General features: G+C 69.6%; 13 protein-coding genes. 9 read left to right on the top strand and 4 right to left on the bottom strand.

Features of this window, described 5'->3' with window-relative positions:
• Nucleotides 1–3 precede the first annotated feature (3 nt).
• The 5 genes from D7V97_RS28335 (at nt 4) to D7V97_RS28315 (ending at nt 4,467) form a co-directional block, all read left to right on the top strand.
• Complete coding sequence (locus D7V97_RS28335) at nt 4–1,131, top strand: PQQ-binding-like beta-propeller repeat protein (RefSeq protein WP_120613759.1); 1,128 nt, start codon at nt 4–6, stop codon at nt 1,129–1,131.
• The gene (locus D7V97_RS28330) at nt 1,128–1,565 is read left to right on the top strand and encodes a (deoxy)nucleoside triphosphate pyrophosphohydrolase (protein ID WP_120613758.1); all 438 of its coding nucleotides are present in this window, start codon (nt 1,128–1,130) and stop codon (nt 1,563–1,565) included. Before D7V97_RS28335 ends, D7V97_RS28330 begins: the two co-directional genes overlap by 4 nt.
• Entirely contained in the window at nt 1,565–2,440 is an 876-nt protein-coding gene (locus D7V97_RS28325; protein ID WP_120613757.1) for a ribonuclease H-like domain-containing protein, read from the top strand. Before D7V97_RS28330 ends, D7V97_RS28325 begins: the two co-directional genes overlap by 1 nt.
• Nucleotides 2,441–2,448: 8 nt before the next feature.
• Nucleotides 2,449–3,510 (top strand): hypothetical protein, encoded by a 1,062-nt coding sequence (locus tag D7V97_RS28320; protein WP_120613756.1) that lies wholly within the window; start codon nt 2,449–2,451, stop codon nt 3,508–3,510.
• Nucleotides 3,511–3,579: 69 nt separating this feature from the next.
• Nucleotides 3,580–4,467 (top strand): DUF3014 domain-containing protein, encoded by an 888-nt coding sequence (locus tag D7V97_RS28315; RefSeq protein ID WP_120613755.1) that lies wholly within the window; start codon nt 3,580–3,582, stop codon nt 4,465–4,467.
• Between the two features lie 3 nt (nt 4,468–4,470).
• Here the strand turns inward: D7V97_RS28315 and D7V97_RS28310 are convergent, their stop codons facing one another.
• Both D7V97_RS28310 and D7V97_RS28305 read right to left on the bottom strand, forming a co-directional pair.
• On the bottom strand, nt 4,471–5,031 hold the full coding sequence (locus tag D7V97_RS28310; protein WP_120613754.1) for a hypothetical protein: 561 nt from the start codon (nt 5,029–5,031) through the stop codon (nt 4,471–4,473).
• Nucleotides 5,032–5,286: 255 nt separating this feature from the next.
• A complete protein-coding gene (locus D7V97_RS28305; protein ID WP_120613753.1) occupies nt 5,287–6,147 on the bottom strand; it encodes an MBL fold metallo-hydrolase in 861 nt (286 codons plus the stop codon).
• Between the two features lie 112 nt (nt 6,148–6,259).
• On the opposite strand from D7V97_RS28305, the gene D7V97_RS28300 reads away from it, so the two are divergent.
• On the top strand, nt 6,260–7,051 hold the full coding sequence (locus D7V97_RS28300; RefSeq protein WP_233583274.1) for an AraC family transcriptional regulator: 792 nt from the start codon (nt 6,260–6,262) through the stop codon (nt 7,049–7,051).
• Between the two features lie 212 nt (nt 7,052–7,263).
• On the top strand, nt 7,264–9,357 hold the full coding sequence (locus D7V97_RS28295) for a S46 family peptidase (protein ID WP_120613752.1): 2,094 nt from the start codon (nt 7,264–7,266) through the stop codon (nt 9,355–9,357).
• A gap of 83 nt (nt 9,358–9,440) precedes the next feature.
• Here D7V97_RS28295 and guaA read toward each other — a convergent pair whose 3' ends face one another.
• Nucleotides 9,441–11,000, bottom strand: a complete 1,560-nt coding sequence (gene guaA / locus D7V97_RS28290) for a glutamine-hydrolyzing GMP synthase (protein WP_199728970.1) — start codon at nt 10,998–11,000, stop codon at nt 9,441–9,443.
• Nucleotides 11,001–11,127: 127 nt separating this feature from the next.
• Between guaA and D7V97_RS28285 the strand changes: the two genes are divergently transcribed.
• Nucleotides 11,128–11,709 carry a hypothetical protein gene (locus D7V97_RS28285; RefSeq protein WP_233583273.1) on the top strand — a complete coding sequence of 194 codons (582 nt, stop codon included), beginning with the start codon at nt 11,128–11,130 and terminating at the stop codon, nt 11,707–11,709.
• 62 nt (nt 11,710–11,771) lie between these two features.
• On the opposite strand, the gene guaB is transcribed toward D7V97_RS28285, so the two are convergent.
• Nucleotides 11,772–13,229 carry an IMP dehydrogenase gene (gene guaB / locus D7V97_RS28280; RefSeq protein ID WP_120613750.1) on the bottom strand — a complete coding sequence of 486 codons (1,458 nt, stop codon included), beginning with the start codon at nt 13,227–13,229 and terminating at the stop codon, nt 11,772–11,774.
• A gap of 161 nt (nt 13,230–13,390) precedes the next feature.
• On the opposite strand from guaB, the gene D7V97_RS28275 reads away from it, so the two are divergent.
• Nucleotides 13,391–13,773 (top strand): TIGR02266 family protein (locus tag D7V97_RS28275; RefSeq protein WP_120613760.1); only part of this gene is annotated, 383 nt, incomplete at its 3' end.

The raw sequence follows: 13,773 nt of genomic DNA, 5'->3' as shown, positions 1-13,773 counted from the left end.
GGGGTGGGGCTGCTGGCCGGGTGTGCGCGGGCGCCGCTGTATGGCAACCCGGAGCTGCCCACGGCGCCCCGTCAGCCTCCGGTGGAGTACTTCCAGGTGGATTGGTGGCGGGGGCTGGTGGAGAAGGTCCCGCTGCTGGAGTACTCGCCCAGGGAGCCTGCCTCCCCGGTGTACGAGCCAGCGAGCCGCAACGTCATCGCGATGACGCGCGACGGCTACATCCACGCGGTGGGGCCGGACGGCAAGGTTTCCTGGTCGTTCCGCACCGGCGCCCGGGCGCTCGCGGGCGCCATGGTGAGCGAGGGTGTCGTCTACGCGCCCGGCGGTGACGGGACGCTGTACGCGCTCGACGGTGCCACCGGCGCGGTGAAGTGGAAGTACCCGACCCACGAGTCCCTGGCCACGGTGCCCGTGCTGGCCGATGGGCTGGTGCTGGTGACGACGGACACCGACACGGTGTTCGCGGTGAAGGCGTCCGACGGCACGTGGGTGTGGCAGTACCGCCGCGATCCGCCGTCGGGCTTCACCATCCGGGGCGCCTCGGCGCCGCGCGTGGACCAGGGCACCGCCTACGTGGGCTTCTCCGACGGCTTCCTCGTCGCCCTCAAGGTCGAGGACGGCGGCGTCGTCTGGGAGAAGTCCCTGTCGGGCACCGGGACGGAGTTCCTGGACGTGGACACCACGCCGGCGCTCGACTCGGCGGGGCGGCTCTACGTGGCCTCGTACAAGAACGGCCTGTTCGCCCTGGAGGCGGACTCCGGCGCGGTGCTTTGGAACACCAGCGTGGGCGGCCTGACGTCGCTGCTCGCCCGGGGCGAGGTGGTGTTCGCTGCGGGAGACGGCCGGCTGGACGCCTACCTGGGAGAGACGGGGCGGCTCATCTGGTCGCTTCCCCTCAAGGACAGGACGGCCCTGGCTCCGGTGTTGGCTCGGGGCATGCTCCTCGTGCCCAACCAGCGCGCGCTGTTGTTCGTGGACCCGACGACGGGCAAGACGCGCCTGTCGTGGAACCCCGGCGCGGGCATCTCCGCTCCGCCGTACGTGGTGGGCTCGCGGGTGTACGTGCTGTCCAACAACGCGTACCTGTACTCGCTGGACCTGAACAACGTGCAGAAGGGGCCACGCGGGTGACGCGCGCCGCCCCCCGGACGGTGCGGGTGGTGGCCGCGCTGATTCCCCGGCCTCCGCCCGATGACGGCGGGCCGCGGTTCCTGGTCCAGCAGCGGCTCCCGGGCGGCAGCAGGGCGCTGCTCTGGGAGTTCCCCGGCGGCAAGGTCGAAGCCGGCGAGACGGACGAGGCCGCCCTGGCGCGCGAGTGCCGCGAGGAGCTGGACGTGGAGCTGTCCGTGGGCCGCCGCCTGTGGGAGGGCCGGCACACGTACCCGGACCTCACCGTGGAGCTGGTGCTGTACGCGGCCACGCTGGTGTCGGGCGAGCCGAAGCCGCTGGGCGCGCACCAGCTGGCGTTCCACACGCCCACGCAGATGCAGGCGCTGCCGTTCTGCGAGGCGGACGTGCCGCTGCTGGATGACTTGCTGGCGGGAAGGCTGGGTGTGCTCGATTGATGCTGCAGCACACGTTCCAGCACATCCCCGGCGTGGGGCCGTGGCGGGAGAAGGACCTGTGGTCCAAGGGCATCCGGACCTGGGATGACTTCCCGGACGGCGGCATCGTCATCAGCCGCAAGGCGGACGCGGTGGCCCGGCAGCGCATCGCCGAGGCCCGCGAGGCCTTGGCCCGCAAGGACTTGAAGGAGCTGGCCCGGCTGGTGCCGTCGCGCGAGCACTGGCGGCTGTACCCGGAGTTCCAGGACGACGCCGTCTACTTCGACATCGAGACGGACGGCAGCGAGACGCAGGTGCCCACCGTGGTGAGCCTGTTCGACGCGGCGGGCCTGCACGTCTTCATCCAGGGCCGGAACATGGACGCGCTGCCGGAGGCCATGGCGAAGCGGCGGCTGTGGGTGACGTTCAACGGCTCGTGCTTCGACGTGCCGGTGCTGAAGGAGTACTTCGGCGCGAAGCACTTCCCGGTGCCGGAGGCCCACATCGACCTGCGCTTCGTCACGCGGCGGCTGGGGATGGGCGGTGGGCTGAAGGAGATTGAAGAGAAGCTGGGCGTGGGCCGGCCGCCGCACCTGAAGGGCACCAACGGGTACGACGCGGTGCTGCTGTGGCGCGCGTACCTGCGGCGCGGCGACGTGGAGGCCCTGCGCTTCCTGGTGGAGTACAACCTCTACGACTCGTTCCAGCTGCGGTCGCTGATGGACCTCTCCTACAACAAGGGCGCGGACGACCTGAACCTGGACGTCCCGCGGCTGAAGGTCTTCGAGCGGGGCGACCTCCTGTACGACGTGAGCCGACTGTTGTTGGAGCTGGGTCCCACCGAGCGCGACATGGACACGCTCGCGCGCGTGCGGGCCATGGAGCAGGATTCCTGAGCGGCCAGGTGGTCCCCTGGGTCGGCCGGCCGCGGCCCGGCACCCCCTGGGGCATTCCCAGCCGCCGCGTAGAGCTCACCCGGGTCACGACCCTGCCGGTGACGGACGCCGAGTGGGCGGGCGACGGCTTCGTCACGAGCCCGAGCGGAGACGCACTGGGGCTCGCGCTGAGCGCCCGCCGGCTCGCGGTGTACCAGGCCGGTGAGGCGTGGCCGCCGGAGCGTTCGCTGGAGCTGCCCAAGTCCGCGCAGCTCGTCGCGCTGCACCCGTCGCTCAAGAGCGTGGCGGTGCTGGGGCCAGGGCGCATCGAGATGGTGGGCCTGGGCGCGGACGGGGGCAGCGCGGGAATGACGGCGCGCACCTGGACGCGGCCCACGCAGGCGCTCGCGTTCGACAGCTCCGGCCTGGGGCTGTGGACCAGCGACGTGGTGGACGGGCGGGCGTCCGTGCAGCTGGTGGACGCGGAGACGCTGTCCGACGTGGCCGGGATGGACACGAGCCTCGACGCGCCGCTGGGCGACGACGACGTGGATGGGCTGCACGAATGGATGCCGCACCCGAGCCAACCCGTGATGGGCGTGGCGCTGAGCTGTGGCCAGGACGGCACGTGGCTCACGTTCGTGGAGCGCCGCGCGTCCGGGCTCGTGCGGGGTGCGGAGGTGGCGTCCGTGGACGCGCCGTTCTACCCGGCGGGCTTCTTCCCGGACGGCGCGAGCTTCATCGGCGTGGGCGGCACCTGGGTGCGGCGCTGGAAGTACCCCGAAGGGACGCTGGCGGCGGAGTTCATGCTGCCGGAGCTGGGGACGCTCGCCACGGGCTACACCGGGCTGGTGATGGCGCACGCGGTGCTGGTGGCGGTGGAGGACCTGTTGGCGGTGGGGGAGTGGTACCTGCTTCAACTGGACCCGGCCACGCTGCGGCCCGTGTGCGCGTGGGAGCTGCCGCTGTCCACGGAGGTCGTCACGTCGCTGCACCTGTTGCCCGGGGGCTTCATCCTGTCACCCGAGGACGGCCAGCTCTGGCGCCTGCCCGCCGAGGTCCTGGCCCCCGAGCCGACGTCCGCCCGGTGAACACCGGCCGCGCGGATTGTTCAGGCGCTCGTGGAATGGTCCCCGGGGCTGTCTGTAGGGTCCGGAATCATGAGCGATCCGAACTTCGTCAATCAGCCCCCGGGAATCCCACCGCCGCCGCAGGCCGAGCCGCCGAAGGCGCCGTCGCGGGGCAAGGTCATGGGCATCCTGGTCGCGGTGATGATCGTCGCGCTGGTGGCGTCGTACTTCGGGCTGAAGCGCCAGTCGGAGCCCTTTTCGATGGCCGTCACGCCCACCGTGATGGATGCGGGCGTGGCCGCGCTGCCGCCGGATGTGTCGTTGCCGGAGAGCGACGGTCGGGTGCGGGATCTCGTGGGCAAGCTGTCCGTGGAACCGGAGCTGGCGCGGTGGCTCCAGGAGCGCGACCTGGCGCGCCGGTTCACGTCGTCCGTGAACAACATCGCCGAGGGTGAGAGCCCGCGGGCCTCGCTGCTGTTCATGGCGCCGCCGGGGGCCTTCCAGGTGGACGCGCCCGGGGCGAACGGCCGCGCGGCGATCGCACCGCGGAGCTACGCGCGCTACGACCTGGTGGCCCGGGTGCTGGGGTCGCTGGACGCGGCCGGCGCGGCGCTCGTGTACCGCGAGCTGAAGCCGCTCATCGACCAGGCCTACCGGGAGATTGCTCCGCCGGGTCAGAGCTTCGAGGCGACCTTCGGCCGCGCCATCCAGCACCTGCTGGCGGTGCCGGTGCCGCAGGGGCCGGTGGAGGTGGAGTCCAAGGGCGCGCTGTACGTCTACGCGGCGCCGGAGCTGGAGGGCCTCAGCCGGGCCCAGAAGCACCTGTTGCGCATGGGCCCGGGGAACATCCGGCTCATCCAGGCCAAGCTGCGCGAGGTCCGCACGTCGCTGAACCTGCCGACGCCGGAGACCGCGGAGCCGAGGGTCCCGGAGGCGCTTCCGGATCAGGACCCGGGCCAGACGCAGACCGCGGAGTAGCGGCTACTTGCGCTTCTTCTTGCCGGCCTTGGCGGGGGGCGGCGGCGGCTTGGGCTTCTCCTTGTCGCCGGCGACCTGGAAGGCGGCCCGGAGGTCCTCGACGTCACGGCCGCGCGAGTCCTGGAACGCCGTGCCTGTCTGGGCGTCCACGACCAGGGTGTACGAAAAGCCCGTCTTGAGCGGCTGCGGCAGGTGGATGCGGTAGACGAGCCCGTCGTCGGCCTCGGTCACGGAGTCATCGGAGATCATGGCCCGGTCGGCTTCGTCCATCAGCCGGACCCGGTAGTTCTTGAGCCCCAGCGTGCTGCGGAGCTCCAGGTCGGACGTCGGCTCGATGAGCGGCTTTTCCTCCAGGGCCAGCGGGATGAGCGCGAGCCCGGCGTCCGGCGCCTGGTACTGGAGCGTGAAGACCACGGTAGCTGGGGCCGCATCCGGGGCCGCCTGGGTGCCCGTGACGCCGCCATCCACCACGGCGGTGTCCGGCGTCTTGTCGGGACAGCCCGTGAGCAGGGCCGCGGTGAGGCCGCAGAGCGCGGCGAGTCCGGTTCGTCGGAAGAGGCGCATGGCGGGGCAACGTATGTGCCGGGCGCGGGCTCGGGAAGCCCGAGTGCACGGGCCCGCATGCCCAAGGTCACTGGAGGACGCCCGCGGAACTGGCTACAGGGATGTTCCAGGGGCGTCCACGGAGGACCCAGGCCAGCTGGAGAACGGCCTGGAATCACTCAGGCACCCCCCGGGGCCCCATGGACATGAAGTCTGATAAGAAGCGTTATGTAAACTAAGCCTCTGGGCGTCCCAGGGGGACCTGGGCCGTCTTTCTCACCCGCTCCCCCGGGCCGGATTCCGGGTTCCCGGGTCCTTGGCGTGCCGGTCGAACTCCACCGCGCAGTGCGCCGAGAACACCGTCACCTCGTTCCCGTGGGTCCGCACCAGGCCGCGCAGGCGTTCCTGGTTCGCGAGCCGCGCGGCGTTGTCCACGGACTTGAGCCGCTGGAACAGCGCTGTCCCCCACGGGCTTCGCGGCGCCACCGGATCGACCTCCCGGTGGTTGAAGTACGCATCCCCGGCGTGAAGCATCCAGCCTCCCGGGCCCTTCACCGCGACGCCGCAGTGGCCCGCCGTGTGGCCGACCAGCGGCACCAGCAGCACCTCCGCGTCCAGGCCCGGAATCACCCGCACGGCCTCGAACCCGAACCAGCGCTCGCCGTCCACGGCGTACCGGCTCCACTTCGGCCCGTGGGCCCACTGGACCGGCTTGTACCCGAACTTCTCCTTCGGCCCCGGTGGCACCATGGCCGCGGCGTGCTCGTCCCCGAACACGTGGACCTGGGCCTCCGGGAAGTCCTCCAGCCCCCCGACGTGGTCCAGGTCCAGGTGCGTCGGCACGATGTGCCGTACGTCCTCCCGCCGGAACCCCAGCCGCTCCACCTGGGCCAGCGCCGTCTCCGCCGGGTCCAACCGGGGCGAGTTCCGGGCCACGAACCGCTGGCCCAGGCGCCCCTTCGGATCCTTCACGTCCCGGGTCCCCAGGCCCGTGTCCACGAGGACCAGCCCCTGGGACGTCTCCAGCAACAGGCAGTGGCAGACGAGCCGCGCCCGCTCGAACAGCCCGCCCGCGCCCACGACGAACCGGGCGCTGGCGGGACACAGGGTTCCGCAGTTGAGATGATGGATTCGCATGCCCGGAAACCTACGGACCGGCCTCCGGGCCCGATTGGAGGAATCGGCCACCGTGCCCGGCCCGGGCCTCCCCGCGGTTGATGCCCCGGCCCGGCCGCCCCAGACTCGCCCCATGGCCCTGGCTTCGACGTCCGATAACGCGCTGGTACCCCGGAGCGACCTGTCCCGCTTCATCCAGCGCGTGCGGATCCTCCGGCACGGGCCGTCCGAGGACGCCTTCGTCCGCCTGCCCGACGGCACCGTCGAGCTCGTGGTCCGCGTCCTGCCCGGAACCGGCTGCGACGTGCACGCCCTGGGACCCCGGGAGCACGTCCAGCGCAAGTCGGCCACGGAGGTGCCGCCGGACACGCTGGGCCTCCAGTTCAAGCCCGGCGGCGCGTACCCGTTCTTCGGCCTGCCCATGTCGGAGCTGGCCCACCGGAGCCTCTCCATCGACACGCTCTGGGGCCGGGCCGACGGCGAGCGGCTCCGGGATTCGCTCGCGGACGCCCCCTCGGTCCAGGCCCGGCTGCGCACGCTCGAGGCCGCCCTCGTGGACCGCCTCCACCGCGACGACGTCTTCGAACCCGCGGCCGCGTACCTCGTCCGGCGCGGCATCCGGCTCGTCACCGAAGCCGCCGAAATCCCCCGCGTGAGCGACCTGGCCCGCACGCTGGGCGTGAGCGAACGAAACCTGCGCCGCGCCTTCGACGACGTGCTTGGCATGGGACCCAAGGCCTTCGCCCGGCTCGTGCGCTTCCAGCGGGCGCTCCAGGCCTCCGCGTCCAACTCCCGGGGCACCCGGCCGGACTGGGGCGCCATCGCCACCGGCGTCGGCTACTACGACCAGGCCCACCTCATCGCGGACTTCCGCGCCGTCACCGGCACCACGCCCACCGCATGGCTGCGGGCCCGGGTCGCCTGATCCACCCTGCCCCCTGATTTCGGACGCGGTGCGTCGGACGTACCGGGTGGGAAATCCGCATGCCCGGCAGGGGGGCTCAGGAATCGATCAGGCGCTCGTTCGTTCAGCGACCTGCGTGGGCGTTTTCCCAGCTTGACCGAGGCTGGCCCTTCACACACAAACGCCCCCGTCCCCGCTGGCGCCCGTCCAGCGGCCCGAAAGGATCCCATTTCATGAAGCGATTGATGGTCATCGCCGCCCTCGTGGGTGCCACTCCGGCGCTCGCCGATGAAGGCATGTGGACGTACAACAACTTCCCCAACGCGAAGCTGAAGGAGAAGTACGGCTTCGAGCCGTCCCAGCAGTGGATGGACAAGCTCCGCCTGGGCGCGGTGCGTCTGGCCGGCGGCTGCTCCGCGAGCTTCGTGTCGCCGGACGGCCTGGTGATGACGAACCACCACTGCGCGCGCGGCTGCATCGAGCAGCTGTCCACCGCGAAGCAGGACTACCTGGCCAACGGCTTCTACGCGAAGACGCAGGGAGAGGAGAAGCAGTGCCCGGCGATGGAGGTGAACCAGCTCGTCGAGATCACCGACGTCACCGAGACGCTCAACAAGGCCACCCAGTCGCTGACCGGCAAGCAGTACTCGGACACGCTGAAGGCGGAGATGGCCAAGGTGGAGAAGGCCTGCTCCAACGGCGATGACAAGGTGCGCTGTGACCTGGTCACGCTGTACCAGGGCGGCAAGTACAACCTGTACAAGTACCGCCGCTTCCAGGACGTGCGCCTGGTGTTCGCCCCCGAGCACGCCATCGCCTTCTTCGGCGGGGACCCGGACAACTTCGAGTTCCCCCGCTACGACCTGGACGTGACGTTCGTGCGCGTCTACCAGGACAAGCAGCCGGCGAAGACGCCGGACTACTTCAAGTGGTCCGAGCACGGCGCCAAGGAGAACGAGCTCACGTTCGTGGCCGGCAACCCGGGCAAGACGTCGCGCGCGCTGACCATCGCGGAGCTGGAATACAACCGCGACGTGTCGCTGCCCAAGACGCTCATGTACCTCTCCGAACTGCGCGGCATGGTCACCGAGTTCCAGAAGCGCGGCCCCGAGCAGAAGCGCATCTCCAGCAACATGCTGTTCGGCGTGGAGAACGGGCTGAAGGCGTCCAAGGGCCGCCACGAGGCGCTGCTCGACAAGAAGTTCTTCGCGTCGAAGGTCGCCGCGGAGCAGGAGCTGCGCAAGAAGGTGGACGCGAACCCGGAGCTGAAGAAGAAGTACGCGGCCGCCTGGGATGAGATCGCCAAGGCGGAGGCGCAGCTCATGAACCTGCGCAAGGAGCTCAACTACATCGAGCAGGGTCAGGGCATCTCGTCCTCCCTGTTCAGCATCGCCCGCACGCTGGTGCGCGCCGGCGACGAGCTGCCCAAGGACAACGGCCAGCGGCTGCGCGAGTTCAACGACGCCAACCAGCCCGCGCTCAAGGCGAACCTCTTCAGCCCCGCGCCCATCTACCCGGAGCTGGAGATCGCGCGCCTGACGTTCAGCCTCACCAAGCTGCGCGAGGAGCTGGGCGCCAAGCACCCGTTCGTGAAGAAGGTGCTGGGCAAGGAGTCCCCGGAGCAGGTCGCCACCCGCGTGGTGAAGGGCAGCAAGCTCACGGACGTGAAGGCGCGCCAGGCGCTCTTCGACGGTGGCAAGAAGGCCGTGGACGCGTCCAAGGACCCGATGGTCCAGCTGGCGCTCCTGGTGGACCCGGACGCCCGCGCCATCCGCAAGAAGTTCGAGGATGACGTGGAGTCGGTCCTCAAGAAGAACAGCGAGCTCGTCGCCAAGGCGAAGTTCGACATCTACGGCACCAGCCAGTACCCGGACGCGACGTTCTCCCCGCGCGTGTCGTTCGGCTCGGTGAAGGGCTACACGGAGAACGGCGAGAAGGTCCAGCCGTTCACCCAGATGGGCGGCGCCTTCGAGCACGCCACCGGGCAGGATCCGTTCGAGCTGCCGAAGTCCTGGGTGAAGTCGGAGAAGATCATCACCGGCTCCACGCCGATGAACTTCGTCACCACCAACGACATCATCGGCGGCAACTCCGGCTCGCCCGTCGTGAACAAGAACCACGAGGTGGTGGGTCTGGTGTTCGACGGCAACATCCAGTCGCTGGGCGGCGAGTACGGCTTCGACGAGTCCGTGAACCGCACCGTGGCCGTGCACTCGGACGCCATCATCGAGGCGCTCCAGAAGATCTACGGCGCCAACCGCGTCCTGGAAGAGCTGCGCCCCGGCAGCACCAAGGTGCCGCCCGTGAAGGCCAACCCGGCCGGGTAGTCGTCCCCCGCGCTTGAAAAACAAAGAGGCTGCCCGGTTCGCTCCGGGCAGCCTCTTTCGTTTCCAAGTGCCCTGCCGCTACCTCACTCCCACTCGATGGTGGCGGGCGGCTTGGAAGAGATGTCGTAGACGACGCGGTTGATGCCGCGCACCTCGTTGGTGATGCGCGAGGAGATCTTCTCCAGGATGGGGAACGGGATGCGCGCCCAGTCCGCCGTCATGCCGTCCACGCTGGTGACGGCGCGCAGCACGCAGGTGGACTCGTAGGTGCGCTCGTCGCCCATCACGCCCACGCTCTGCACCGGCAGCAGGACGGCGAAGGCCTGCCACACCTCGCCGTACAGGCCGGCCTTGTGGATCTCCTCCTGCACGATGGCGTCCGCGCGGCGGACCAGGTCCAGGCGCTTCTCGTTCACCTCGCCCAGCACGCGGATGGCGAGGCCCGGGCCCGGGAACGGCTGACGGCCGACCATCTCCGGCGGCAGGCCCAGCTCGCGGCCCAGGACGCGCACCTCGTCCTTGAACAGCTCGCGCAGGGGCTCCACCAGCTTGAGCTTCATCGTCTCCGGCAGGCCGCCCACGTTGTGGTGGCTCTTGATGGTGACGGACGGGCCCTTCCATGACACGGACTCGATGACGTCCGGGTACAGCGTGCCCTGCGCCAGGAACCCCGCGTCCTGCACGTCGCGGGATGCCTCCTCGAACACGGCGATGAACTCCCGGCCGATGATCTTCCGCTTCTGCTCCGGGTCCGTGACGCCAGCGAGCTTCGACAGGAAGCGCTCTCTTGCATCCACCGTCTTCAGGGGGACGTGGAAGCGGTCCACGAAGAGCGCCTCCACCTGCGCCCGCTCACCCTGCCGCAGGACGCCGTTGTCCACGAAGATGCACTGGAGGCGCGGGCCAATGGCCCGGTGCAGGAGCAGCGCCGCCACGGAGCTGTCCACGCCACCGGAGAGTCCGCAGATGACGCGGCCCTCCTCGCCCACCTGCCGGCGGATGGTCTCCACCGCCTCGTCGATGAAGCCCTTCATCGTCCACGAGCCGGTGACCTTGCAGTCGTTGAAGAGGAAGGCGCGCAGCATCGCCTTGCCCTGGGGGGTGTGCACCACCTCCGGGTGGAACTGGAGGCCGTACCAGGGCTTCGTCGCATGGGCGGCCGCCGCGAAGGGCGAATTACCGCTGCGGCCAATGGCCTCGAAACCAGGCGGGAGCATGTCCACCCGGTCGCCGTGGCTCATCCACACCTGCACCTGGTCCCCGGGGTGGAACTCCGCGAACGGGCCCCGGGCGGTGAGCACCTCCACGGACGCGCTGCCGAACTCGCGGTGCGCGCTCCGGTCGATGCGGCCTCCCAGGAGCTTCGCCGTGAGCTGCAGACCGTAGCAGATGCCCAGGACGGGCACGCCCGCCTCGAAGACGTACGGGTCACAACGCGGTGAGCCAGGGGCCTCCACGGAGGCCGGTCCGCCAGAGAGGATGATGCCTTTCGGCGCGAATTTGCGGATGTCGTCCGCGGGCAGATCGGGGCGCTGGATCTCGCAGTAGACGCCCAGTTCACGCACCCGGCGGGCGATGAGCTGGGTGTACTGGCTCCCGAAATCAAGGATGAGGATCTTCTCGGAGTGCAGGTCCACCGGCATTTCTCCCAGGGGGCGTCGTTGACGGGTGGGGGCCCTTATCGCTACAAACTTCGGGAAATCAACGCTGAAAGGCCGTCAATTGTTCGAGGTTCGGATGCGCCGCCTGACCGCTTCCAGTGCAGCAGCCATGCTTCTCCTGTCCTCCGCGGGGTGCGTGAAGGAGATCTCCTCGGAGGAGCGTCTGGAGCGGGACACGCGCAGCGTGGCCGTGAAGGACACCCCCGGAATCGCCGAGCTGTCCAAGCTCACCTGTGACGACACCACCGAACCGCTCAACAAGGCCCGCAACGTCAACCGGCCGGAGTCGGATCGGCTGGTGGAGTACGTCCAGCTCTACTCGTCCCTGAAGGACCGCACCCACACCTTCGAGGACGCGATGGCCCGCAACCCGGACCTGAGCTACCGCGAGGGCAGCCAGGCCCTGGTCTCCGCCAAGGAGACGTGCATCCAGCAGACGGCCGACATCCGCGTGGAGTTCGAGACCTACCTGCGCGAGCTGGTGGACGTGCCCACCGTGCAGGAGATCAAGGGCGGCAACACCGTGACGGTGGCCCGCCTGGACTTCGCCACCCTGCGCAAGGCCATTGAAACGCTGGATCCGGACGACCGCGAGCAGCTGATGCAGCGCGTGGGCGCGGCGGAGAAGCGCGTGGCCACGGTGCCGGCGGCCGCGGATGACGCGGCGGCCGGCAAGCGTCGCGGCAAGTAGTCGGCTGCCTGCGCCCCTGAGTCTTACAGGGGCGCGGGCCGTCCTTCCGAAGTCGAAGCGCCCTACTCCATCCGGTAGTTGGGCGCTTCCTCGGTGATGATGACGTCGTGCACGTGGCTCTCCTTGAGCCCGGCGGACGTGATGCGCGTGAACATCGCCTTCGTGCGCAGCTCCTCGATGTTGGCGCACCCCACGTAGCCCATGCCGCTGCGGATGCCGCCCAGCATCTGGTGCACGTTCATGGACAGGGTGCCCTTGTACGGGACGCGGCCTTCGATGCCCTCGGGGACGAGCTTCACGGCGTCCACGTCGGACTGGAAGTAGCGGTCCTTGGCGCCCTGCTTCATCGCGCCCAGGCTGCCCATGCCCCGGTAGCTCTTGTAGCTGCGGCCCTGGTACAGGATGACGTCGCCGGGGGACTCCTCGGTGCCGGCGAACAGCGAGCCGATCATCACGGAGCTGGCCCCTGCCGCGAGCGCCTTGACGATGTCGCCCGAGTACTTGATGCCACCGTCGGAGATGATGGGGATGCCGTGCTTGTCCGCCTCGCGGGCGCAGTCATCCACCGCCGTCACCTGGGGCACGCCCACGCCGGCCACCACGCGGGTGGTGCAGATGGAGCCCGGGCCAATGCCCACCTTCACCGCGTCCACGCCCGCCAGGATGAGCGCGCGCGTGCCCTCCGCGGTGGCGACGTTGCCGGCGATGAGATCGAACCCGTGGAAGTTCTTGCGCGTGTCGCGCACGCCTTCAATCACGCCCAATGAGTGACCGTGGGCGGTGTCCACGACGATGACGTCCACGCCCGCCTTCACCAGCGCGTCGATGCGGGCCTCGCGGTCCGCGGACACACCGACGGCGGCGGCGCAGAGCAGGCGGCCCTTGCCGTCCTTGGCCGCGTTCGGGTGCGTGCGGCGCTTCTCGATGTCCTTGATGGTGATGAGGCCCTTCAGCTCATAGGCCTCGTTCACGATGAGGAGCTTCTCGATGCGGTGCTCGTGGAGGAGCTTCTGGGCCTCCTCCTGGGTGATGTTCTCGCGGCCCGTGACGAGCTTGCGAGTCATCATGTCTTCGACCTTCTGGGAGAAGTTCTTCTCGAAGCGCACGTCGCGGCTGGTGACGATGCCCACCAGGCGCTTGCCCTGCACGACGGGCACGCCGGACACGCCGTGGATCTTCATCAGCTCCACGGCGCGGGAGAGCGGCGCTCCGGGCTCGGTGGTGACGGGGTCCACCACCATGCCGCTCTCGAACTTCTTGACCTTGAGGACCTCCAGGGCCTGCTGCTCGGGCGTCATGTTCTTGTGGATGACACCGATGCCACCCTCCTGGGCCATGGCGATGGCGGTGCGGGCCTCCGTCACGGTGTCCATGGCGGCGGACAGCAGGGGCACGTTGAGCCGGATGTTGCGCGTCAGGCGGGTCGTCAGGTCGGCTTCACGCGGCGTGACGGCGCTCTCACCAGGCAGCAGGAGCACGTCGTCGAAGGTGAGGGCCAGCCGGATATCGGGGTTCAACATGGGGGCTCCCGGAACCCCCGCGGGGCACCAGCGCCCGCGGGTGCGGTTCCATACGAGTAACGCGGCAGGCGCGCAACGGAAGAAGGTTTTTTGCCGCCCGTTCCCTGGGACTTCGGGTGATACTCGGAGCCACACACACGTCGTGGGACTTGGACCGGGCCTTGGCGGATCTGAATCAGGGAGGGGCCGTCGGGCTGGTGGTGAAGCTTCCCTTCGCCACCCCCGAAGAGTTCCTCGCGAAATACGGGGGCAACATCACCCGGGGTGGCATCTATTTGCGCGCGAAGGCCGTGCGCCCCCCTGGCACGGCTGTCACCCTGGACCTCCGGCTGGCAGGCGGCGACCGGCTGCTCTACGCCGCCGCCGTGGTGCACTTCGTCACCGGGCAGCAGGGCCAGGGCATCTCCGGGATGGGGTTGAAGTTCGGGGAGGCGGACGCGGCGACGCGCCGCTTCCTGGACTCCACCATCGCCATCCTCCCGCACGCCCAGACGGACGTGCCGCCCGTCCCCAACGGGGTGGGCCCCGCCGACTACACCGTCCC

The sequence above is a fragment of the Corallococcus sp. CA053C genome, assembly GCF_003611675.1.
Taxonomy (GTDB): domain Bacteria; phylum Myxococcota; class Myxococcia; order Myxococcales; family Myxococcaceae; genus Corallococcus.
The sequence above is the reverse complement of the archived record's forward strand: the minus strand, read 5'-3'. Positions and strand labels throughout refer to the sequence as shown.

Excerpts from the sequence above, each read along its gene's own strand:
- D7V97_RS28285 (WP_233583273.1), top strand. The coding sequence starts at position 11,128 with ATGCTTCTCCTGTCCTCCGCGGGGTGCGTGAAGGAGATCTCCTCGGAG.
- D7V97_RS28295 (WP_120613752.1), top strand. The coding sequence starts at position 7,264 with ATGAAGCGATTGATGGTCATCGCCGCCCTCGTGGGTGCCACTCCGGCG.
- D7V97_RS28325 (WP_120613757.1), top strand. The coding sequence starts at position 1,565 with ATGCTGCAGCACACGTTCCAGCACATCCCCGGCGTGGGGCCGTGGCGG.
- D7V97_RS28300 (WP_233583274.1), top strand. The coding sequence starts at position 6,260 with ATGGCCCTGGCTTCGACGTCCGATAACGCGCTGGTACCCCGGAGCGAC.
- guaB (WP_120613750.1), bottom strand. The coding sequence starts at position 13,229 with ATGTTGAACCCCGATATCCGGCTGGCCCTCACCTTCGACGACGTGCTC.
- D7V97_RS28310 (WP_120613754.1), bottom strand. The coding sequence starts at position 5,031 with ATGCGCCTCTTCCGACGAACCGGACTCGCCGCGCTCTGCGGCCTCACC.
- guaA (WP_199728970.1), bottom strand. The coding sequence starts at position 11,000 with ATGCCGGTGGACCTGCACTCCGAGAAGATCCTCATCCTTGATTTCGGG.
- D7V97_RS28315 (WP_120613755.1), top strand. The coding sequence starts at position 3,580 with ATGAGCGATCCGAACTTCGTCAATCAGCCCCCGGGAATCCCACCGCCG.
- D7V97_RS28305 (WP_120613753.1), bottom strand. The coding sequence starts at position 6,147 with ATGCGAATCCATCATCTCAACTGCGGAACCCTGTGTCCCGCCAGCGCC.